The organism is Novosphingobium sp. BL-A-41-Hi4B-X5A, from assembly GCF_055521705.1.
In genome coordinates this window covers 736,747-757,676 of sequence record NZ_CM145500.1, presented here as the reverse complement: position 1 = coordinate 757,676, position 20,930 = coordinate 736,747, and the positions used below count along the sequence as shown (strand labels likewise).

General features: G+C 63.4%; 21 protein-coding genes and 1 tRNA gene. 18 read left to right on the top strand and 4 right to left on the bottom strand.

Translation table 11 applies throughout. The features are described 5' to 3' along the window. Positions 1-2: 2 nt before the first annotated feature. Positions 3-1,943: a peptidylprolyl isomerase gene (locus ACZ1JY_RS03425; protein WP_465130358.1), complete on the bottom strand. Its 1,941-nt coding sequence runs from the start codon at positions 1,941-1,943 to the stop codon at positions 3-5. Positions 1,944-2,239: 296 nt separating this feature from the next. Between ACZ1JY_RS03425 and tpiA the strand changes: the two genes are divergently transcribed. The 4 genes from tpiA to ACZ1JY_RS03405 all read left to right on the top strand — a co-directional run bounded on the left by tpiA (position 2,240) and on the right by ACZ1JY_RS03405 (position 6,042). Continuing rightward, positions 2,240-3,010 (top strand): triose-phosphate isomerase, encoded by a 771-nt coding sequence (tpiA, locus tag ACZ1JY_RS03420; protein ID WP_465130357.1) that lies wholly within the window; start codon positions 2,240-2,242, stop codon positions 3,008-3,010. Between the two features lie 89 nt (positions 3,011-3,099). Beyond that, entirely contained in the window at positions 3,100-3,495 is a 396-nt protein-coding gene (gene secG, locus ACZ1JY_RS03415) for a preprotein translocase subunit SecG (protein ID WP_465130356.1), read from the top strand. A 153-nt stretch (positions 3,496-3,648) separates the two neighbouring features. Then, entirely contained in the window at positions 3,649-5,280 is a 1,632-nt protein-coding gene (locus ACZ1JY_RS03410; RefSeq protein WP_168903395.1) for a CTP synthase, read from the top strand. A gap of 72 nt (positions 5,281-5,352) precedes the next feature. Further along, positions 5,353-6,042 carry a Crp/Fnr family transcriptional regulator gene (locus tag ACZ1JY_RS03405; protein WP_118073778.1) on the top strand — a complete coding sequence of 230 codons (690 nt, stop codon included), beginning with the start codon at positions 5,353-5,355 and terminating at the stop codon, positions 6,040-6,042. A gap of 58 nt (positions 6,043-6,100) precedes the next feature. On the opposite strand, the gene ACZ1JY_RS03400 is transcribed toward ACZ1JY_RS03405, so the two are convergent. Beyond that, the gene (locus ACZ1JY_RS03400) at positions 6,101-6,562 is read right to left on the bottom strand and encodes an Hsp20 family protein (RefSeq protein ID WP_039332216.1); all 462 of its coding nucleotides are present in this window, start codon (positions 6,560-6,562) and stop codon (positions 6,101-6,103) included. 172 nt (positions 6,563-6,734) lie between these two features. On the opposite strand from ACZ1JY_RS03400, the gene grxC reads away from it, so the two are divergent. The 5 genes from grxC to ACZ1JY_RS03375 all read left to right on the top strand — a co-directional run bounded on the left by grxC (position 6,735) and on the right by ACZ1JY_RS03375 (position 9,754). Then, positions 6,735-7,001, top strand: coding sequence for a glutaredoxin 3 (gene grxC, locus ACZ1JY_RS03395; RefSeq protein WP_118073779.1), 267 nt, complete (start codon positions 6,735-6,737; stop codon positions 6,999-7,001). Beyond that, positions 6,998-7,840: a carbon-nitrogen hydrolase family protein gene (locus ACZ1JY_RS03390; protein ID WP_255418776.1), complete on the top strand. Its 843-nt coding sequence runs from the start codon at positions 6,998-7,000 to the stop codon at positions 7,838-7,840. Before grxC ends, ACZ1JY_RS03390 begins: the two co-directional genes overlap by 4 nt. Beyond that, entirely contained in the window at positions 7,837-8,313 is a 477-nt protein-coding gene (locus ACZ1JY_RS03385; protein ID WP_465130355.1) for a DUF1178 family protein, read from the top strand. Before ACZ1JY_RS03390 ends, ACZ1JY_RS03385 begins: the two co-directional genes overlap by 4 nt. A 45-nt stretch (positions 8,314-8,358) precedes the next feature. Next, positions 8,359-8,435: transfer RNA gene (locus ACZ1JY_RS03380), tRNA-Arg, on the top strand. Positions 8,436-9,445: 1,010 nt separating this feature from the next. Continuing rightward, positions 9,446-9,754: an FtsB family cell division protein gene (locus ACZ1JY_RS03375; protein WP_118073781.1), complete on the top strand. Its 309-nt coding sequence runs from the start codon at positions 9,446-9,448 to the stop codon at positions 9,752-9,754. A 27-nt stretch (positions 9,755-9,781) separates the two neighbouring features. Here ACZ1JY_RS03375 and ACZ1JY_RS03370 read toward each other — a convergent pair whose 3' ends face one another. Beyond that, complete coding sequence (locus ACZ1JY_RS03370) at positions 9,782-10,528, bottom strand: class I SAM-dependent methyltransferase (protein WP_118073782.1); 747 nt, start codon at positions 10,526-10,528, stop codon at positions 9,782-9,784. A gap of 139 nt (positions 10,529-10,667) precedes the next feature. Here ACZ1JY_RS03370 and ACZ1JY_RS03365 point away from each other — a divergent pair, with 139 nt between their 5' ends. The 4 genes from ACZ1JY_RS03365 to ACZ1JY_RS03350 all read left to right on the top strand — a co-directional run bounded on the left by ACZ1JY_RS03365 (position 10,668) and on the right by ACZ1JY_RS03350 (position 14,137). After that, a complete protein-coding gene (locus ACZ1JY_RS03365) occupies positions 10,668-12,185 on the top strand; it encodes a phospholipase D-like domain-containing protein (protein WP_465130354.1) in 1,518 nt (505 codons plus the stop codon). Between the two features lie 12 nt (positions 12,186-12,197). Then, positions 12,198-12,812, top strand: coding sequence for a GTP cyclohydrolase I FolE (folE, locus tag ACZ1JY_RS03360; RefSeq protein ID WP_465130353.1), 615 nt, complete (start codon positions 12,198-12,200; stop codon positions 12,810-12,812). A 114-nt stretch (positions 12,813-12,926) separates the two neighbouring features. Then, positions 12,927-13,376 carry a hypothetical protein gene (locus tag ACZ1JY_RS03355; protein WP_465130352.1) on the top strand — a complete coding sequence of 150 codons (450 nt, stop codon included), beginning with the start codon at positions 12,927-12,929 and terminating at the stop codon, positions 13,374-13,376. Between the two features lie 14 nt (positions 13,377-13,390). Further along, complete coding sequence (locus tag ACZ1JY_RS03350) at positions 13,391-14,137, top strand: TorF family putative porin (protein ID WP_118073785.1); 747 nt, start codon at positions 13,391-13,393, stop codon at positions 14,135-14,137. A 47-nt stretch (positions 14,138-14,184) separates the two neighbouring features. On the opposite strand, the gene ACZ1JY_RS03345 is transcribed toward ACZ1JY_RS03350, so the two are convergent. Next, complete coding sequence (locus ACZ1JY_RS03345) at positions 14,185-14,664, bottom strand: peroxiredoxin (protein ID WP_039332231.1); 480 nt, start codon at positions 14,662-14,664, stop codon at positions 14,185-14,187. A 231-nt stretch (positions 14,665-14,895) separates the two neighbouring features. Here ACZ1JY_RS03345 and ahcY point away from each other — a divergent pair, with 231 nt between their 5' ends. The 5 genes from ahcY (at position 14,896) to ACZ1JY_RS03320 (ending at position 20,930) form a co-directional block, all read left to right on the top strand. Continuing rightward, complete coding sequence (gene ahcY / locus ACZ1JY_RS03340) at positions 14,896-16,305, top strand: adenosylhomocysteinase (RefSeq protein WP_465130351.1); 1,410 nt, start codon at positions 14,896-14,898, stop codon at positions 16,303-16,305. Positions 16,306-16,442: 137 nt separating this feature from the next. Beyond that, complete coding sequence (locus ACZ1JY_RS03335) at positions 16,443-18,791, top strand: sensor histidine kinase (RefSeq protein WP_465130350.1); 2,349 nt, start codon at positions 16,443-16,445, stop codon at positions 18,789-18,791. Next, positions 18,788-19,237 carry a tRNA (adenosine(37)-N6)-threonylcarbamoyltransferase complex ATPase subunit type 1 TsaE gene (gene tsaE, locus ACZ1JY_RS03330; protein WP_168903389.1) on the top strand — a complete coding sequence of 150 codons (450 nt, stop codon included), beginning with the start codon at positions 18,788-18,790 and terminating at the stop codon, positions 19,235-19,237. Before ACZ1JY_RS03335 ends, tsaE begins: the two co-directional genes overlap by 4 nt. Then, positions 19,228-20,211, top strand: a complete 984-nt coding sequence (locus tag ACZ1JY_RS03325) for an aminoglycoside phosphotransferase family protein (RefSeq protein WP_465130349.1) — start codon at positions 19,228-19,230, stop codon at positions 20,209-20,211. Before tsaE ends, ACZ1JY_RS03325 begins: the two co-directional genes overlap by 10 nt. Further along, a complete protein-coding gene (locus tag ACZ1JY_RS03320; protein ID WP_465130348.1) occupies positions 20,208-20,930 on the top strand; it encodes a nucleotidyltransferase family protein in 723 nt (240 codons plus the stop codon). Before ACZ1JY_RS03325 ends, ACZ1JY_RS03320 begins: the two co-directional genes overlap by 4 nt.

Below are 20,930 nucleotides of genomic sequence, written 5' to 3'. Positions count from 1 at the left end.
ATTTACTGGGCGTTGCTGCCGGTCAGCTGGTCACGCACGGCCTTGATCCCGGCATCGTTGCGTTCCACCCCGACATCCTTGCGGATCGCGAGGCGGAGCTGCTCGGCATATTCGCCGCCAGCATCCTGACCGAAGGAACGGGCGGCCTGCTGGAAGATCTGATCGCCGCGCTTGACTTGACCGAGGACGATGTCCTTGAGCGAAACGACATACCAGCCGCCGTTGTTCGGCCCCTCGAGCCGCTTGTTGCTGCCCTTGGCCATGGCAAACATCAGCGCGAGCGGAGCCGGAACCTGCCCCTGCATCTGGGTGAGCGCCTGACGCGGCAGGTCAACGGCCTGGGGAGCGGGCAGGGCGGCGCCGGCGAGCTTGAGAGCTTCGGCCAGCGGCGTGCCCTTGTTCAAGGCGGCCAGGATCTTGTCGCTGGCGGCCTTGGCCTTGGCTGCGCCCTGCTGGACGGCCCAGTCCCGGGCAACGACGCTCTTGATCTGATCGAGCGGGGCGGGCGTTGCGGCAACGAGCTGCCCGACATCATAGACGGCGAACTTCTCGCCGGGCTTGATCTCTGCGAGCTGGGCTTCGCCTTCGCGCTCCATCGAAAACGCTGCCTGGACCAGAGGCGCGATATCGGCAGCGACCTTCTCGTCCTGCTTTCCGAAAACGCTGCCATTCGCGGTCAGCGGCGGCGTGGTCGAGACGGTCAGGTTGAGCGACTTGGCAATATCGGCAAGGCCGGTGCCATTGTCGATTTCCTGCTCGACTTGCGCTGCAAGGTCGGACAGCGCGGCACGGCGCTTCTCGAGGGTCAGGGCCGCGACGATTTCGGGGCGCGCCTGTTCGAGAGTCTTTCCGGCGTTACGCTTGACTGCGTCGACCTTCAGAACGTGCCATCCCAGGCCCGACTTTGCAGGCGTTGCCAGAGTGCCCGAAGCTGCGGCGAATGCGGCGTCCGCGACGGCACGTGACGTCTGGTTGGCGAGGGTCTCACGCGTCTGATCGGCAAGCTTGCTGGCGACCAGACCCTTGGTGCGCGCGGCATTGTCAAGCGATCCGCTGGTGCCGACTTCTGCGGCCAGCGCCTTTGCGGCGGCCTCGGTCGGGACGATGACCTGCGTTACCGAGCGTTGCTCGGACGCCGAGTAGACTGCGGTATTGAGCTTGTAGCGCTGCGCCACTTCGGCGTCGCTGGGCGCTGCCACGGTCTTCAGGCTCGCCTCGTCGACGATGGCGTAGCGGATCGTGCGGCGTTCGGGCTGCATGTAGCGGCTCTTGTTCGCGTTGTAGAACGTCGCAAGAGTGCTGTCAGCCGGAGGGGAAGTCGGCGCAAAGGCCAGCGATGGCACCGAGATGATCGTGCCGACGCGCTTTTCCGTCAGCAGAGCGGCATAGCGCTGCACGGCCTCGTCAGGCATCTGGGCGCCGAACGCTGCCGGCAAGAGCATCTGCCGCGCCAGCAGGCCCTGACCGAGGTCCTTGCGCACGTCCTTGTCGGTCAGGCCGCGCTGGGCGAGCAGCTGTTCATAGGCCGACTGGCTGAACTTGCCGTCAGGACCCTGGAATGCCGGGATCTTGGTGATCTCGCTGTCGATCAGGCGATCACCGGCCACCAGGCCATGTTCGCGGCCCCATTCGGCTATGGCCAGCCGGTCGGTCAGCCCAGTGAGCACGGTTTCCATGCCGCCGGCATCAAGGAACTGCTTCATCGTCAGGCCGGGCTGCTTCTGCCGCTCCTGCTCGAACGCATTGGTCAGCGCCTTGCCGAGTTCAGCTGTGCCGAGGCGATTGGAGCCGACCTTGGCAGCGCGATCGCCACCGGCGATTCCGCCAAAGCCACTGCCGGTGACATCGGCGCTGGCGAAAGCAAGAGCGATCAGGCCAAGAAAGATCAGGGCAACGGCGACGCCGATGCGCGACTTGAGGAACGAGCGGAAAAAGCCGAGCATTTGTGTAGTTCGTCTCTCGTCTGGGCACGGCAACGCACCCGAAGGTTCGGTTAGCGGTTGCCTTAGGAGGCAAACGCAATTCTCGCAATGGCTCCATGCCAACGATCGTCGCGCAACAGGCCGCCTGCGCCACGCGCGCCTGCGGCAAGTGGGTCTATGCCCGCTTATGCGATCAGGTGTTTTGCAGAATCAGTCCGGGTTTGATAGCCGCGCCGACGAAGCAGGGCGATGGATGCCCTGACAGACCGATTGTATCTGCGAATTGTATTTGCGAAATTCAGGGGAACGCGCCGATCATGCCGCACCGTCCTTATATTGTAGGCAACTGGAAAATGAACGGGACGCGCGCCATGCTCGCCGAAGCGCGGGCGATAGACCGTGCGGCGGGGCGCTATCCTGACGTTCAGGTCGCCATCGCTCCTCCCTTTACTCTGATCGGCGCCCTTCGCGAGGCAGTGAGCGCAATGGGGGTTGGCGGGCAGGATTGCCATGTCAACGCAAAGGGCGCGCACACCGGCGACGTATCGGCGCAGATGCTGGTCGATACCGGCGCCGACTTCGTGATCGTCGGGCACAGCGAGCGCCGCAAGGACCACGGCGAAAGCGACGTCCTGATCAAGGCGAAGGCCGAAGCTGCGCTGGCGGCCGGCCTCGGGATCATCGTTTGCGTGGGCGAAACGCTTGAAGAGCGCGATGGCGGGAAGGCGGAAGCAGTCGTTTCCGCGCAGGTCACTGCCTCGATGCCCGATAGCGATGCTGCGGCGGACGCGGTAGCGTCGGGCAAGGTGGCGGTTGCCTATGAACCGGTGTGGGCGATCGGTACCGGACGCGTCGCCGAAGTGGCCGACGTTATCGCCATGCATGCGCAGATTCGCCAGCAACTGCTTGCTCTCTACGGCGATGCCGGTGCGAAGGTGCGCATCCTTTACGGCGGTTCCGTCAACGCCGGCAACGCACGCGACCTGCTGGCGGCAGAAGGCGTGGGCGGTGCGCTTGTCGGCGGGGCGAGCCTTACGGCTGAAGCTTTCCTGCCGATCGTGGCCGCCGCCGATAACGGAGAGGCTTGAGCGCGGCAACGCGCGGGTTGCGCGGACGCCGTAGCAAGCCTACATGCCGCCCAAGGTTCCCGCGCGGTATCGCGCACGAGGTGTGATTCATGTCGTTGTTCATTTTTCTTACCGTGGTCCAGGCCATTGTCGCCGCGTTGCTGGTGGTCGTGATCCTGATGCAGAAGTCGGAAGGCGGCGGGCTTGGCGTGGGCGGAAGCCCAGCTGGCTTCATGTCGGCGCGCGGCGCGGCTGACTTCATGACCCGGTTGACGACGATTCTCGCAACGGCGTTCGTCGTGCTCAGCATTGCTCTGGCAGCGCTCGCGGTTGGCACGAACTCGAGCCGTGAGATCGATACCTCGCTTGAGCGTAACACGCCCGTGCAGAACGCGCCGGCCAATGACCCGCTGGCTCCGGCCCAAGGCGCGCAGCCTGGCGCGGCTCCCGCCCAGCAGGTTCCGGCCCCGGCCAACGATCCGCTGAACGGCGCCGCCGGCCAGTAACTCGAATACTAAAAAGCGGCCCGCCGCCCCGCGACCGGACAGGTCGCGGGTCGGCTGTCGTTTTGCTTTCGTCCACGGCTTGTGGATTGCGGCGAAGATTGCAGCCGCAACCGCTTGCCTAATTGCAACTTCTGACGCTAAGGCCCGAATCCCATGGCGCGGTACATTTTTATCACCGGCGGCGTGGTTTCCTCGCTCGGCAAGGGACTCATGGCAGCAAGCTTGGCGGCTTTGCTGCAGGCACGCGGTTTTCGCGTGCGCATCCGCAAGTTCGATCCCTATCTGAACGTCGATCCGGGGACGATGAGCCCCTATCAGCACGGCGAAGTCTACGTGACTGACGACGGCGCGGAAACCGATCTCGACCTTGGTCACTACGAACGCTTTACCGGCGTTTCGGCACGCCAGGCGGACAACATCACCTCGGGACGCATCTACCGCGATATCATCGCAAAGGAGCGCCGCGGCGACTACCTTGGCGCGACGGTGCAGGTGATCCCGCACGTGACCGACGCGATCAAGGACTTTGCGCAGGCCGAAACCGAGGATCTGGATTTCGTGCTGTGCGAGATCGGCGGGACGGTGGGCGACATCGAAGGCCTGCCTTTCATCGAGGCGTTGCGCCAGATGCACAACGAACTCGACCGCAACGATACCTGCTTCGTCCACGTCACGCTGGTGCCCTACATCGCAGCGGCCGGTGAACTGAAGACCAAGCCGACGCAGCATTCGGTGCGCGAACTCACCGGACTTGGCATTCAGCCCGACATTCTCCTGTGCCGCTGCGAGAAGCCGCTGCCCGAGAGCGAGCGCGCCAAGATCGCGCAGTTCTGCAACGTGCGGAAGTCTGCAGTCATCCCGGCGCTCGATGCTTCGAGCATCTATGCCGTGCCGCTGCAGTATCACGCCGAGGGCCTCGACAGTGAAGTGCTGCGCCACTTCGGCCTGACCGCGCCCGAGCCTGACCTGACGCGGTGGGACGACATCGTCGATCGGCACCAGAACCCCGAGGGCGAAGTGACCATCGGCGTCGTCGGCAAGTATGTCGGCCTTCAGGATGCCTACAAGTCGCTCAACGAAGCGCTGGTCCATGGCGGCATGGCCAACCGGGTCAAGGTGCGGATCAAGTGGCTCGACGCCGAGCTGTTCGAGAAGGACGATGCGGAAATCGCAGCGCATCTCGAACCGATGCACGGCATCCTCGTGCCGGGTGGCTTTGGCGAGCGTGGCACCGAAGGCAAGATCGCGTCCGTCCGTTTCGCGCGAGAACGCAAGGTGCCGTTCTTCGGCATCTGTCTCGGCATGCAGATGGCCTGCATCGAAGGTGCGCGCAACACGGCCGGGATTGCCGGCGCTTCGTCCACCGAATTCGGGCCGACCGATGAACCTGTGGTCGGCATCATCACCGAATGGATGACTGCCGAGGGCCTCGAGAAGCGTTCCGAAGGCGGCGATCTGGGCGGCACCATGCGGCTTGGCGCCTACGAGGCGAAGCTTGCCGGCAACAGCCATGTCGCCAACATCTATGGTGCAAGCGAAATCAGCGAGCGCCATCGCCATCGCTACGAAGTGAACGTCGCCTACAAGGAGCGGCTCGAGAAGGGCGGTCTGGTCTTCTCGGGCATGTCTCCCGATGGTCTCCTGCCGGAAATCGTCGAGCGCCCCGATCACCCCTGGTTCATCGGCGTGCAGTTCCATCCGGAGCTCAAGAGCCGTCCGTTCGAACCCCATCCGCTGTTTGCGGGCTTCATCGCTGCGGCGGTCAAGCAGGCGCGTCTGGTTTAAAGGTCCTTAAAGGGCTGGCAATTGCGAGGTTTCCCTGATTATCTGCGCGGCAGCAATCTGGGGGACCTCGACATGGATGCGGCCAAGCTGGCTGAAGCGCTGACGGCACAAAGTCTTTTCGCGGACTGCGAACCGGCCGAGCTGTCCGATATCATCGCGCGTGGCCAGGTTCGCCAGTTCAAGCCGGGGCAGGAACTCATGGCGCAGGGTGAAGAGGGCAAGACCCTGTTCATCGTGCTCAAGGGCCTCGCGCGGGTCAGCATGCTGGCGGCAAACGGGCGCGAGATCATTCTTGACTATGCCGAGCCCGGCCATGTCCTGGGCGAGATCGCATTTCTCGATGGCGGGGATCGAACGGCCACGGTGGAAGCGATCGAACCGGTCGAGGCGCTGATCCTTACCCGGGGAGCCTTTGCCGATATCATCGACAAGCACAAGGGACTGGCCCTGCGCCTGCTCAAGGCGATGGCGCGCCGGCTGCGGCAGAACAACGCCGTGATCGAGGCCGACCGCGCTTACACATCGGGGCCGAGGCTGGCCCGTTTCCTGCTGCGGCTGATGATGGGCGATACATCCGACGCCGGCAATCAGCTCAAGATTGCGCTGAGCCAGGGCGAACTCGGCAACTTTGCCGGCATGTCGCGCGAACAGATCAATCGCCAGCTTTCCGCGTGGGTCGACAATGGCATCATTGCCCTGAAAGGCGGGCGTGTGACCATTCTTGATCGCGAGGCGCTGATCGACGTGGCCGAAGCCTGGTGATGCGGAAAGAGCGGACCGATGTGGTCCGCTCTTCCATGCTTTTCTTTACCGAGAGAGATCAGGCGGCGGCGGTGTTGTCGCCTTCGATCACCTTGAGCTGGTTCTGCGCGCCGATCAGGACCTTCTTGGGCTTCATCGCCTCGGGCACTTCGCGTACGAGATCGATGGTCAGCAGGCCGTCGGCAAGGTCTGCCGCTTCTACCCGGACGAAATCGGCCAGTTCGAAGCGACGCTCGAACCCGCGGTTGGCGATGCCGACATGCAGGAATTCGCGATCCTGCGGTTCGGGGCGCTGGCCCTTGACCACCAGCAGGTTCTGCTGGGCGGTGATGTCGATGTCTTCGGCCTTGAACCCGGCGACTGCCAGCGTGATGCGGTAGGCATCCTCGCCGCTACGCTCGATATTGAAGGGCGGATAATTGTCGCCGGCATTGGCGCGGGCCTGGCGTTCGAGCAGGTCGAACAGGCGGTCGAAGCCCACGGTGGTGCGGCGATAGGGGGTAAAGTCAAAACGGTTCATGGCAATATCCTCTGATTGAGCAATCTGCACTTGCCTTTGCGAACCCGGAACCCGGCACCCGCATTGGCGGTTTTACACTCGTATTCGTGATCACGCCCGACTTGCGGCGCATGACACGAAAACCCATGTGTGTTAGCGAAAACCGCTTTTCAAGACCCAGAAAGAGGTACCGATGTCCGATACGCCCAAGGTCGAAGTCTATACAAAGTGGGGCTGCCCCTACTGCATGCGTGCCAAGCAGTTGCTGGACAGCAAGGGCGTGTCCTACGAAGAGTTCGACGTGACGATGGGCGGACCGAAGAAGGCCGAAATGCTCGATCGTGCTCCCGGCCATACCACCGTGCCCTCGATCTTCATCGACGGCATTCACGTTGGCGGTTCCGACGATCTTGCCGCGCTCAACGCGCAAGGCAAGCTGGACATGATGCTCGGAAAGTGAGTGCCGCGGAAGTCCGGCCGGTAAAGATCGCGCTGTTCCAGATGACCAGCGGGATCGATCCGCTGGCCAATGCAGACGCGATAGCGGGCGCCGCGCGAAAGGCGGCGGACGAGGGGGCGGCGATGGTGTTCACCCCCGAGATGTGCGGGCTGCTCGATCGTGACCGGTCAAGGGCAACCCGGCACATCGTGCCCGAAGCGGACAACCCGGTCCTTGCCGCCGCGCGGTCTGCTGCACGTGATCTGGGGCTGTGGATCGATCTCGGGTCGCTGGCGGTGCTGCGCGATGACGGCAAGTGGGCCAATCGCGCCTTCATCATCGATTCCGACGGTGAGATTTCGGCGCGCTATGACAAGATCCACATGTTCGATGTCGATCTTGCAACGGGCGAGACCTGGCGCGAATCTGCCGCTTACACGCCGGGCGATGCGGTGGTGACGGTCGAGACACCGCTTGGCCGCCTCGGACTCGCCATATGCTACGACATCCGCTTTCCGGCCCTGTTCGAGGAACTGGGCCGCCGCCGTTGCGACGCGATCCGCATTCCGGCTGCATTCACCGTGCCGACCGGCAAGGCGCATTGGCACCTCCTGCAGCGCGCCCGCGCCGTGGAAGCCAGCGCCTGGGTCATTTCGGCAGCACAGGGCGGTGAGCATCAGGACGGCCGCGAGACCTTTGGGCACTCGCTCGTGGTCGATCCTTGGGGCGAGGTTGTCTACGATGGCGGAGAGGGCAGTTCGCTGGGCTTCGCCATTATCGATCCTGCCCGAACGGGCGAGGTTCGAGCGCAGCTTCCCAGTCTTGCCAACAAGCGCGAAATCCCTAGATCGGCGGCATGATTGTCTTTGATCTGCAATGCGGGCCGAACGGACACCGCTTCGAGGGCTGGTTCGGCTCCTCGCAGGACTATGAAAGTCAACAGGCGAGGGGGCTGGTATCTTGTCCCTCATGCGGATCGCCTGATGTCAGCAAGGCAGTGATGGCGCCCAATGTTGGCCGCAAGGGCAACCAGCTTGCGGCACCCGCACTGGCAAAGCCTGCAGAATCCGCGCCCGTCGCCAATGTCCCGTTGCCGCCAGAGGCCGTGGCCATGCTCAAGGCCGTCGCTGCGATTCAGGCCGAGGCGATCAAGTCATCGACCTGGGTGGGCGACAAGTTCGCCGAAGATGCCCGCGCGATGCACTACGGCGAAAAGGATGCAGGCGCCATCCACGGCCGCGCGACGCCCGATGAGGCGCGCGAACTGCTTGACGAGGGCATTGCGGTCGCCCCCTTGCTCATTCCCGTGGTGCCCCCGGAAGAAGCCAACTGAAAGAGCGTTGCCAGCGCCCACGCCCCTGCCTAAAGGAATGCGCGGGCGCCCGTAGCTCAGCAGGATAGAGCACCAGATTCCTAATCTGGGGGCCATGGGTTCGAATCCCGTCGGGCGCACCATTTTTCGATAGCATTGGCGGTATGCCCGTAGTTCGCAAGGATTTCGAGGTCCCTGCCTACGCGGCGACGCGGCCCTTTTTTGTTTCACGCAGAGACGCGGAGAAGAAAGGGGAGACGCGGAGGAGAGAAGAGAGTTTGAGGCGGCTGGGCCGCAGGCGCTCTTATTAGCTCTGCGTCTCTCCTTCTTCCTCTGCGTCTCTGCGTGAACCATTCCACGCTTTGATACAGAAGATCATCCGCTGGCGAATGCGGACGGTAACGCCGGTGGGAAAGCACAGATCGCGCGACCGGTGCGGTGCCGTTGCGGCACGCAAGGGATGGGGCGCGGGACCGGTTGCGAGTGGCCGGGGGGCGGTTCCGTGCCCCTTGTCGGCTCAGCCTGAGGGCGGACATGTTTGACGGGACGAAGCGTTGGCAGCGGCTCGCGGGCTGCCTTGGCTTCTGGCAAGCGGCTGCGTGAAAAGAACCTGTCGTTTGCGCAGACACTGTCACGCAAGTCAGGCGGGTTCCGCATCCGCAGCGTCGCTCAGGGTTCGGCGCCGTGCTATCAGCCCTGGGGTGTCCTGTCTGTCCTTGGGTAACGACGAAGGATTGCCCGGTGGGTCTTGGGCTTTACGCCCCTCGTTGAACCCACGCGCACCTGCCGCACCGATCGCGCCGGAAGCCTTTGCACACAGCATCAGCTTCCGAAGGGAGAGGAGCGGGTTGGCCTTTTGCCCTCTCCTGACCTGTGGGCGGGGCGTATAACCTATATGGTTCGTTTTGTCAAGTGCTCGCCGTCCCATCCTTCCGTCATCCCGGGCTTGGCCCGGGAACCCGCTTCCTTGTTGCGAGACCGTGCAGGAAGAAAAGCGGGCCCCCGGGTCAAGCCCGGGGCGACGGGGGTGTTTGGGTTGGTGGTTAGTGGGTGGTGGGCAGATGGCGTTTTTGTCTGTGCGGTTTTGCCGATTGTGCTGCGGGTGGAGGTGAAGGTTCTTGAAACGGCGTGGGATTTGTGATTCAGTCATGACATGAAAAGCCGTCGTCCCCTTCTTCCGAAAGACAGCCTTGCGCAGTCCATGGCGCTGGTCGTGCTGCTTGTGCTTGCTGCGGTCGGCGTGGCAGGCCCAAGCGGTCTGCTGGCCTGGGGCGAGAATGCACGGGTGCTCGAACAGCGGCAGAAGGAGATCGCTTCGCTGACGGCTGAGCGGGACCGGATGAAGAACCGGGTCGATCTGCTCGATCCTCGCCACGCTGACCCCGATCTTGTGGGGGAATTGCTGCACAGCAATCTCAACGTGACGCATCCTGACGACGTGGTGATGCAGCTCAAGGATTGAGCCGATCCTTGCCTTGGCGGCGGAAGTTTACCGCTGCTTGAGGAACATTGCGTCGCTGTAGCTGCCTTCCATGCGCGCATTGTCAGGCCCGTAGAGCAGGGTCATCGGATCGGCGCGGGTGAAGCGCAGGGATCGTGCATGGTAGCGCGCAGCGACGGGCGTATCGCAGAAGCGGAAGTGCGCGTTCCAGATCGTCAGCCAACCACCCGGGGCGAGATGGCGGTCCAGTGCGGAAACCGTCTGCGCAAAGCGGGCAAACGGCAGCAGGGTGGAGCAGGACGCGGGTGCCTGGCTTTCGAGGGTGCCGTGCCGAAACACCGCCATGGCCAGGATGGCGTCGAATGTATGGCCTTCAAGCATCCCGACGTCGGCGGCCTCGATGTAGGAAATGTTGGGATCGGGATGCAGCGCAAGATGGGCCCTGGCGATGCGGATCATCGCCGGATTGGGGTCCAGCCCGACAATGCGGGCCTTGGGGAACCACCGCCGCAGACTGCGAACTTCGCTGCCATCGCTGCATCCGAAGGAGAGGATGCGGGGGGCATCGAGAGTCCACAGATGCGCGTCGAGCGCGGTGAATATTTCGGGGTAGCGATCCTCGCAGGTGGTTGGCCATGGTTGCAGGATGGCGTTGGAATGGGTGCGCTTCATGCGGGCGATGGCGCGGCGATCAGGGTCTGCCAGGTCCCTGATCCGGTCGATCGCCGAACGCACCTGTGGAACTGCAAGCAGCCCGGTGCGTAGGGACGATATCAGGGTTGAACCGCTTGCCATGGTGTCGGGATTGCGGTTGAATCCGCCACGGTAAAGCCAAAACGGACTTTTCCTTACAAGTGACAATAAGATAGCAATCTATCGGTAGGCAGGGGAATGTCGGTGGTGTGTGCTGGTACCATAATGGAAGTAAGTTTTTGTGGCTGAACCCGAAGCGGTGACCGAGCAACAGGCCGGAGACCTCGCCCGGATTCAGTCCGAATCCGAATCGGTCTGGCGTTATGCGATGGCCGACAGGGCGCATGCGGTGATCGATGCTGCCGATTACTTCGCCCTGATGCGCGAAGCGATGATGCGGGCGCAGCAGCGGATCTTCCTGATAGGGTGGGATTTCGACACCCGGATCATCATCGGCGGAGGTCGGCGGTGGTGGAACTTGCCGCGAAAGCGTGTTTCGCCGGCGCGGCTTGGTCCTTTCGTCGTGTGGCTGGCCAATCGTCGCAAGCAGCTTGATGTCAGGGTGCTCAAGTGGAACTTCGGCGCCTTGAAGGCCGTCTTTCGCGGCTCGATGATGCTCGATCTGTTGCGGTGGTGGCGGCATCCGCGGATCGTGTTCAAGCTCGACAGCGCGCATCCGCTGGGGTGCAGCCACCACCAGAAGATTGCAGTGATCGACGATCGTTTTGCCGTGTGCGGCGGTATCGACATGGCCGGCGACCGCTGGGACACGCGCCAGCACCTCGACGACGACAAGCGGCGCAGGCGGCCCGGCGGCAAGCTCTATGGCCCGTGGCACGACTGTACGATGCTGATGGAAGGCGAGGCGGCCGCAGTGCTCGGGGCGTTCGGCCGAAAGCGGTGGGAACAGGCGAAGGGAAAGCCGTTCGAGCCTTGCGAACCGCAAAGGGCATCGCCCTGGCCCACGAGCGTCGAGGCCGAATTCCGCAATGTCGAGATCGGCATCGCGCGCACGCGATCACACTTTGCCGAGGCACGCGAGGTGCGCGAAGTGGAAGCGCTGTTTCTCGAGCATATCGCGCGGGCGAAGAAGTTCATCTACTTCGAGAACCAGTATTTTGCATCGCGCAAGATTGCAGAAGCCATCGTCAGGCGGATGGAAGAGCCCGATCCTCCCGAGATCGTGCTGATCAATCCGCAAAGTTCCGATGGCTGGCTGGAGCAGACCGCGATGGACGGGGCGCGCATCCGGTTGGTGCGAGCGATCGAGCAGGTCGATCACGCAGGTCGCTTCTCGGTCTGGCATCCCTTCACGGCGAAAGGCACGCCGATCTACGTGCATTCCAAGCTGACCATCGTGGATGACGAGATCCTGAGGATCGGGTCGGCGAACCTGAACAACCGCTCGATGGGCCTCGACAGCGAGTGCGATGTGTTCATCGACTGTGCAAGGCCTGCCAATGGCCACTGTGGCGAGGCAATCCGTCGGTTGCGCGTTTCCCTTCTGGCCGAGCATTGCGGTATCGGGCCGGAGCGGGTAGCGGAACTTCTGGACCAGCACGGTTCGATGGCTGCGGCCATCGCTGCTGCTCCGCAGGAGGGCAAGAGACTGGGGCGGTTCGTGCCGCACGACCTTACCGATGCGGAGAAGGCGCTGGCCGACAACGAGGTACTCGACCCAGAGCGTCCGGAGGAAATGCTGTCCTTCTATCGCCGGGGTCTGTTCAGGAGTCGCTTCCTGCGACGGCCTGCAAGGTAGCGGAGGAACGTGATGAGCAGTCTGGTAGGGCCCGATGAAGACGACGATCTGGCCCGGGGCAAGCCACCTGTTCCCGAAGACGTTCAGGACGCTATTCGCACGCTGATCCGGTGGTCGGGCGACGATCCATCACGCGAGGGACTGCTTGATACGCCCAAGCGCGTCGCGCGTGCCTGGAAGGAATATTGCCTCGGCTATGGCGAGGACCCGGCGAGCCATCTGTCGCGACAGTTCGAGGAAGTGGGCGGCTATGACGAGATCGTGCTGCTGAAGGACATTCCTTTCCAGAGCCATTGCGAGCATCACATGGCACCGATCATCGGCAAGGCGGCGATTGCCTATTTGCCGCGGCACAAGGTCGTCGGCATCTCCAAGCTGGCGCGGGTCCTTCAGGGGTTTGCGCGTCGCCTGCAGATCCAGGAGCGCCTGACCGCCGAGGTGGCACAATGCATCTGGGACAACCTCAAGCCGCATGGGGTGGCGGTGGTCATCGAGGCGAGCCATTCCTGCATGACCGCGCGCGGCGTGCGGACGCCTGGCGTGGGCATGGTGACGAGCCGGATGATGGGCACGTTCCTCGACGATACGCGAAGCCGCAAGGAAGTGCTCAGCCTGATGGGCTACTGAGGGCAGCGCCCCAGCAAAGAAACATTACAAGTCCGTCGGTTGGTTGCACACAATCGGGGTTCTATCTTGCTCATGTCACCGGAAAAAAGCCGGGACGTTTGCAGGAGACACAACATGAAGACGCTTGGCTTTGCAGGTCTTGCCGTTGCGCTGGGGTTCAGCGCCCCGGCAATGGGCATGGAGCACTCGACCGTCATCGAGCATGCGGCCGGCCCGATCACCGCCGATTACAGTGGAAAGACACGGGTCGAGATGAAGCAGATCGGCTCGGCCGGCGGAGCGGGGCGGGCTTCCTCGTTGCGCTGCCAGTGGTCTGTGTCGCTTTCGGTCGAGCGGCAGGCACAGGTCGGCGCAAACATGCAGGCAAGGCGTTCGATGCTGCGCGATGACGTGCTTACGGGGTCATCGCCGGGCTGGTGCTCGGAGCGCGGCAATGGCATCGACCGCGTGATCGAGGCGCGACGTGACGACTTGCGCAGTGCGATGATGGCCATGGTTGCGCAGGATCGCGAAGTGATCCTCGTTGAAGCAGAAGGAGCCCACGCCAGGCAGCGCGAGGGCTGAGGAGAAATGAGTACATGACCCGCATCCACTATCTGAATGGCCTGGCAGTTCTTGGCGCGATCGCAGCGGTGCAGGCGCCACAAGCGATGGCTCAATCGGTGGATGCGGGTGTGGAGGCAACCACGGACGAAGTCCGGCGCGGGCTCAGCTGGAGTGACGGTGAAATCTCCGCCTCGGCTGATGCCAGCGTCGGCTTTGCCGGGCTGGATGCCTCGGTGCGAATGGCGGCGCTGCGCAAGTCTGACCGTCATGCCAATGCCGATGTCGTGGGCGACGTGGCGATCGGCAAGGATTGGGAAGCCGGGGCGATCACGCTGCGGACGGAGGCCATCGGGCACTTCTTCGGCGGCGCCGACATCGGTGCCGATTATGGCGAGGTGGGCCTTGGTGCGCGGTATTCGATCGGGCCGCTGCAAGTGCGGGCCGATGCCTTCTATGCGCCAAAGCAGGACGCGATCGGCGGGGACAATCTTTACCTGAGAGGATCAGCGAACTTTGGCGTGCCGGCGCTGCCGATCAGTCTCTCCGCTTCGCTGGGCTATACCACCGGAGACACGAAGGATGCACGCTCGGCCCGGCTGCGACCAGCCGGGGATTATGCCGACTGGCGGCTGGGCGTGGAATACAACCAGTTTCCGTTCACCATCGGGCTCGACTATGCGGGCACCGATATCGACACATCGGGCGTCTCGGTTTCGCCCTATGCCGATCTCAAGCATGCTGGCGACCGGGTACTGGGGCGCGTGCGTCTTTCGTTCTGAAAGCACCATGAAAAAGGCCCCCGGAGATACGGGGGCCTTTCGATCGATCAGATGTTCTCGATCATGTGCTCGGCGGAGCTGACCTTGAAGTCACCCGGAGCTTCGACGAACAGCTGTTCGACGACGCCATCGTTGACGACCATCGAGAAACGCTGGCCGCGCTTGCCGAGGCCGAAGCCCGAACCGTCCATCGTAAGGCCGAGCGCTTCGGCGAGGTCGCCGTTGCCGTCTGCCAGCATGGTCACGTCGCTCGAGCCCGAAGCTGCGCCCCAGGCCTTCATCACGAAGGGATCGTTGACGGCGGTGCAGGCGATCTCGTCGATGCCCTTGGCCTTCAGGTCAGCGGCCTTTTCAACGTAGCCGGGGAGGTGCTTGGCCGAGCAGGTCGGGGTGAAGGCACCGGGGACGGAGAACAGCGCCACGCGCTTGCCCTTGAAGTAATCGGCCGACTGCACGGCTTCCGGACCTTCGGCAGTCGCCTTGACGATCTTGACGTCGGGCAGCTTGTCTCCAACAGCGATTGTCATCCCCATCTTCCTTTCGTTGCGCCGGGCGAGGGGGCCCGGTCGAGTATGGCGCGTTGGATATAGGTGCGCCGCGGTGGTCTGCAACTGTCCGGCGCTAGGGTATTCCCGAATGGCGATATAAAGACATCTTTATATTAAGTTTGCAGAGTGGGGTCGGGCACGCTATGGGGCCTCAGGAGGCGCGCCGGTACTATGGTCTGCCGCGCAGTTGATTTTTCAGGAGAAAGCTTCGTGGCCAGCGTGCTTGACGCCAAGAACGACTACGTGATCGCCGATATCGGCCTTGCCGACTTCGGTCGCGCCGAAATCAGGATCGCCGAGACCGAAATGCCCGGCCTCATGGCCCTGCGCGAGGAATTCGGCGCTGCGCAGCCCCTCAAGGGCGCACGCATCACCGGCTCGCTGCACATGACGATCCAGACTGCGGTGCTGATCGAGACGCTGGTTGCCCTCGGCGCCGAAGTGCGCTGGGCCACCTGTAACATCTTCTCGACGCAGGACCACGCTGCCGCCGCAATCGCTGCGGCCGGCATCCCGGTTTTCGCGATCAAGGGCGAAAGCCTGGCTGAATACTGGGACTATGTCGGTTCGATCTTCGACTGGGGTGACGACCAGACCGCCAACATGATCCTCGACGATGGCGGCGATGCCACGATGTTCGCGCTGTGGGGTGCGCGCGTGGAAGCGGGCGAGAAGCTGTTCGAACCTTCGAACGCCGAGGAAATCGAGTTCGTCCGCGCGCTCAACGCCTTCCTCAAGAAGAAGCCGGGCTACCTCACGCAGTCGGTCAAGAACATCAAGGGCGTTTCGGAAGAGACGACCACCGGCGTCCACCGCCTGTATCAGATCGCCAAGGACGGCAAGCTGCCTTTCCCGGCGATCAACGTGAACGACAGCGTTACCAAGTCGAAGTTCGACAATCTCTATGGCTGCAAGGAATCGCTGGTCGACGCGATCCGTCGCGCCACCGACGTCATGCTTGCCGGCAAGGTTGCCTGCGTTGCCGGCTTCGGCGACGTCGGCAAGGGTTCGGCAGCGTCGCTGCGCCAGGGTGGCGCGCGCGTCATGGTCACCGAAGTCGATCCGATCTGCGCTCTGCAGGCGGCGATGGAAGGCTATGAAGTTGTCACGATGGAAGAAGCGGTCAAGCGCTGCGACATCTTCGTGACCGCGACCGGCAACGAGGACGTGATCACCGCCGAGCACATGAAGGCGATGAAGCCGATGTCGATCGTCTGCAACATCGGCCACTTCGACAGCGAGATCCAGATCGCCGCGCTCGACAACTACAACTGGACCGAAGTGAAGCCGGGCACCGACCTCGTCGAATTCCCTGATGGCAAGCAGATCATCATCCTTGCCAAGGGCCGCCTCGTGAACCTGGGCTGCGCCACCGGCCACCCGAGCTTCGTGATGAGCGCAAGCTTCACCAACCAGACGCTGGCGCAAATCGAGCTGTTCACCAAGGCCGAGAACTACAAGAACGAGGTCTATGTCCTGCCCAAGCACCTCGACGAAAAGGTGGCTGCGCTTCACCTCGAGAAGCTGGGCGTGCAGCTGACCAAGCTCAGCAAGAAGCAGGCCGACTACATCGGCGTGCCGGAATCAGGTCCGTTCAAGCCGGATCATTATCGCTACTGATCCTCGGCGCGATCAAACTGGAAATGGGGCGGTGTGGGATGCCACGCCGCCCTTTTCCTTTCCGGATCGGGCCGCTCGATGCCGGTTTGTAGAGCGCCGGATTGTATTTCACCGGGGTAGGCCCTAGCGAGAGGATGATGCCGCTGCTCAACCAGACCATCATGGTGTTGATCGGATTGTTGCTTGCCACCTGGACGGCAGGGGCAGGCTGGCTCGTGCTTGTCGCCAGAGGGCGCGCGCGCAAGGGGGAGGCGGTGCAACGGCAAGCGCGCCGCCTGGCCAAGATGGTGGATGAGTCGCCCGCCCTGCCGTTGCTGGTGCGCGCCGATGGCCGGATCGAAGGCCCTGCGCGGCTTGCCGGATGGTTCGGCTTCGAGACAATGCCCGGCTACCTGACCGAACTGGATGCAGAGGGTGCAGGCTTTGACGAGGTGCAGCTTTCGCAGTTGAGCGACGCTGTGCGCAAGGCGCAAAAGACCGGCGCGTCCTTCAGGTTGGCGCTCACGCCCAAGGACGGCAAGCGCGCGCTTTCTGCGCAAGGGCACCTGGCGGACCCGCAGATTTCTCCGGGGGGTGCGGCACTTGTGTGGTTTTTCGACTTTTCGGAAAGCCAGGAAGAGCTTGTCCGGCTGCGCAGCGAGACGACCGCGGCACGGGCCGATTTTGCCGGGCTTTCAGGCCTGATCGAAGCAGCGCCCTTGCCCATGTGGTTCCGTGGGCCGGACCTGCGGCTGCGCCTTGTCAACAGCGCCTATGTGAAAGCCGTTGGCGCCGCGAATGCCGATGTAGTGATCGCGCAAGGCATCGAACTGATCGAACCGGTTGACGGTCTAAGCGCGCCCCAAGTGGCCCGTCAGGCACAGTCGCGCAAGGTGCCGATCGAACGTTCGCTGCTGGCAACGATCAAGGGGCAGCGCCGTGCGGTGCGAGTGACGGACCTGCCGCTGGGCGAGGACGGGATTGCCGGATACGTCGTCGATATAGAGGAAATGGAGGAGCTTATCCGCCAGTTCCGCCGCTTCCGCGAAGCGCAGCGCGAAATGCTCGATACGCTCTCGGCAGGCATCGCGCAGTTTGACGAGAAGCGGAACCTTGTGTTCGCCAACCAGCCTTTCCTGCGCATCTTCGGTGTGCCCAAGGCCTGGGTCGTTGACACCCCGCCGTTCGACCGCGTGATAGACCGGATGCGCGATGCCGGTCGCTTGCCGGAAGTCCGCGATTTCCCCGAATGGCGCCGCGAACGGCAGGCCTGGTTCCTCGCCCGCGTGCCGATCGAGGAATCGTGGCATCTTTCCGGGGGGACGCATCTGCGCGTGGTCGGTCAGCCGATGCCCGATGGCGGGCTGCTGATGATCTTCGAGGATCGCACCGAACAGCTCCAGCTCTCGGCAACCCGCGACACCCTGCTGCGAACGCGAACGGCGACCTTCGACAATCTGTTCGAATCGCTCGCGGTGTTTGCGCCCGATGGCAAGTTGCAGCTGTGGAACCGCCGGTTTGCGGCCGACTGGGGGCTTGAGGAAGAGTTCCTTACCACCCATCCGCGGGTCGACGTTCTGTTGAACAGGTTGGCGGGGCAACTGAAACGTCCCGCGCAGATCGGCACGATCGCGCAGGTCATCCAGGCCGCGACACTTGAGCGCAAGCAGCGTTCCGGCCGCTTGACGCTTTCCGATGGGCGCCATTTTGCCCTCGCTGGCGTGCCGCTCCCGGACGGCAACGGCATGTTGACGGTTCTGGACATCACCGACAGCCAGAAGGCCGAGGCGGCACTGCGCGAGCGCAATGCCGCGCTGGTCGAGGCTGACGCGGTGAAGACGCGGTTCATCGCCAACATGAGCTACGAATTCCGCACGCCGCTGACGTCTATCGGGGGCTTTGCCGAGCTTCTGCAAAGTGGCATTGCCGGTGAACTGACGCCGCAGCAGGACGAGTATGTCTCGGCAATCCTCACGTCGGTCGACCGGCTTGGCGAGCAGATCGAGAACGTGCTCGACCTGTCGCAGAGCGAGGCCGGAACGCTGCCATTGGAACAGGAGCCGGTGGAGATTTTCCCGTTGCTGACCGAAGTCGTCAAGGAACGCGAGGAACGGATCACGGCTGCGGGGCTTGCGCTCGATCTGCGCGGGGACAGGAGCGCGGGAACCGTGATTGGCGATGCACGCAGGTTGCGCCGCGCCTTCGGGCAACTGTTGGACAATGCCGTGGCCGCCACGCCCGAGGGCGGCCGCATCCTCGTCGTGGCTTCGCGCAGCAAGGGCGGGCCGGTTCAGGTGGTCGTGTCCGACAATGGCCGCGGCATGGAGCCTGCCGTCCTCGCCCGCGCGCTGGATGGGCTGAAGCTCGATGCCGAAGGCAAGGCGGTGGAGCGCAGACAGGGCTTGGGCCTGCCGCTGGTTCGCCAACTGGTCGAAGCGCATGGCGGAACGCTGGAGCTGGTGTCCGAGACCGGCCTTGGCACCAGTGCCATCGTGGTGCTGCCGTGATCTTCGAATTGCCAGACATGGACAGTTCGGCTGTCCTTGCCCGCGAGATCGCGGCGAAGCTGCGTCCGGGCGACGTGATTGCGCTGTCCGGCGGCTTGGGCGCGGGCAAGACAACGCTCGCGCGGTCGATCATCGCCGCACTTGGGCACACTGGCGAAGTGCCCAGTCCCAGCTTTGCCATAATCGAGATTTACGATCCGCCGGCGGTGCGGCTACCGCTGGTTCATGCCGATTTCTATCGTCTGGACGACCCGTCCGAGGCCGAGGAGATCGGGCTGGATGATTACCGCGAAGGTGCGGCGCTTCTGGCGGAGTGGCCGGAACACGCCGGGGGCTTTGCGCATGAGCCGGGGTGCCTCTCGATCCTGCTGGAATCCACGGAAAACGGCAGGCGGGCCATTGTAACGCCGGGGCGCGATTGGATAGAGCGAGTGCCATGGACCTGACTATCCCTCCGAGCTTCGATGCCTTCCTGAACAAGGCGGGCTGGATCGGCGCTACTGTCGAGCCACTGCCTGGCGATGCATCGTTCCGCCGCTATTTCCGCATTCGCCGGACAGCGGGCAATGCCATGCTGATGCACGCGCCGCCGCCCAATGAAGACCCTGAGCCGTTCCTGCGAGCTGCCAAGTGGCTCGACGCGAATGGGCTGCGCGCGCCCCATGTCCTTGCCGAGGACCCGGAGCAGGGCTTTGTTCTGCTGGAAGATTTCGGTGAGGTGCGCATGCGCGAATACCTCGATGCCTGGCCGCAGGACGAGGAAGAGGTCTATCGCCATGCCATCGACGCCCTGCTGCAGCTGCGCAAGCTGCCGGCAGGGCCATTCACGGGATACACGCTCGCCGAGTATCAGCGCGAGGCGCGGCTGTTCATCGAGTGGTACGTGCCGACCCAGTCGCTCTATGTCGACGGGCGGGGCTGGAACGCGGCTTGGGAAGAGGTCCTGTCGCACCTGCTGCCGCGCCAGCGCCCCGGGGTTACTGTCCTGCGCGATTATCATGCCGAGAACATCATGTTGCTCAACGGCCTCGATCGGCAGGGGCTGCTGGACTTTCAGGATGCCTTGAACGGCCACCCGGCATACGATCTGGTCTCGCTGCTGCAGGATGCGCGCAGGGATGTCTCGCCGGAACTCGAAGCGCGCATGCTGGACTATTACCTGCAGAAGACCGGCGAAGGTGACGAGTTCCTGGCCGATTACGCCCGGCTTGGCGCGCAGCGGAATGCCAAGATCGTGGGCATCTTCGTGCGGCTGTGGAAGCGTGATGGCAAACCGCGATACCTCGATTACATCCCGCGCGTCTGGGCTCTGCTGGAACGCGATCTGGCGCATCCGGCGCTGGCTCCGGTGGCCGCGTGGTTCGATGCCAATATCCCGGCCGAACTGCGGGCCAGCATGGGCGGATCGTTTACGGTATGACCAAGCCCCTTGTCAGCGACGTGGCCATGGTACTCTCGGCAGGACTGGGCAAGCGGATGCGTCCGCTCACGGCAACGCGCCCGAAGCCGCTGGTGCAGGTGGCGGGCAAGCCGCTGATCGACCATGCGCTGGACAAGCTTGATGAAGCCGGCGTGGCCCGCGCGGTCGTCAACGTCCATTACCTTGCCGATGCGATGGAGGCTTACCTTGCGCAGCGGAAAAGCCCGGCCATCGCGATTTCGGACGAACGCGATCAGTTGCTGGAAACCGGTGGCGGGATGGTCAAGGCGCTGCCGCTGATCGGCACCGATCCGTTCTTCTGCCTCAACTCCGACAATATCTGGCTCGACGGGCCACGCAACGTCTTCGCGCATCTTTCGGATCACTGGGATGCCGACAGGATGGATGCGCTGCTGCTGCTCGTGCCCCATGCGCGGGCGTTCAACTATCGCGGCAAGGGCGATTTCCACATGGACGCCATGGGCCGCATTTCGCGGCGCCGGACCGGCCGTGTCGCGCCGTTCATCTACAGCGGCATCCAGATCGTTTCGCACCGCCTGCTGCGCGACGCACCCGAGGGACCGTTCGGGACCATGCTGCTGTGGCAAAGGGCCATCGAGGAAGGGCGGCTCTACGGCCTGTCGCACCTGGGGTTGTGGTACGAAGTGGGCGAACCGCAGATGATCGCCCCGACCGAGGCTGCGCTGAAGCGCGACTGA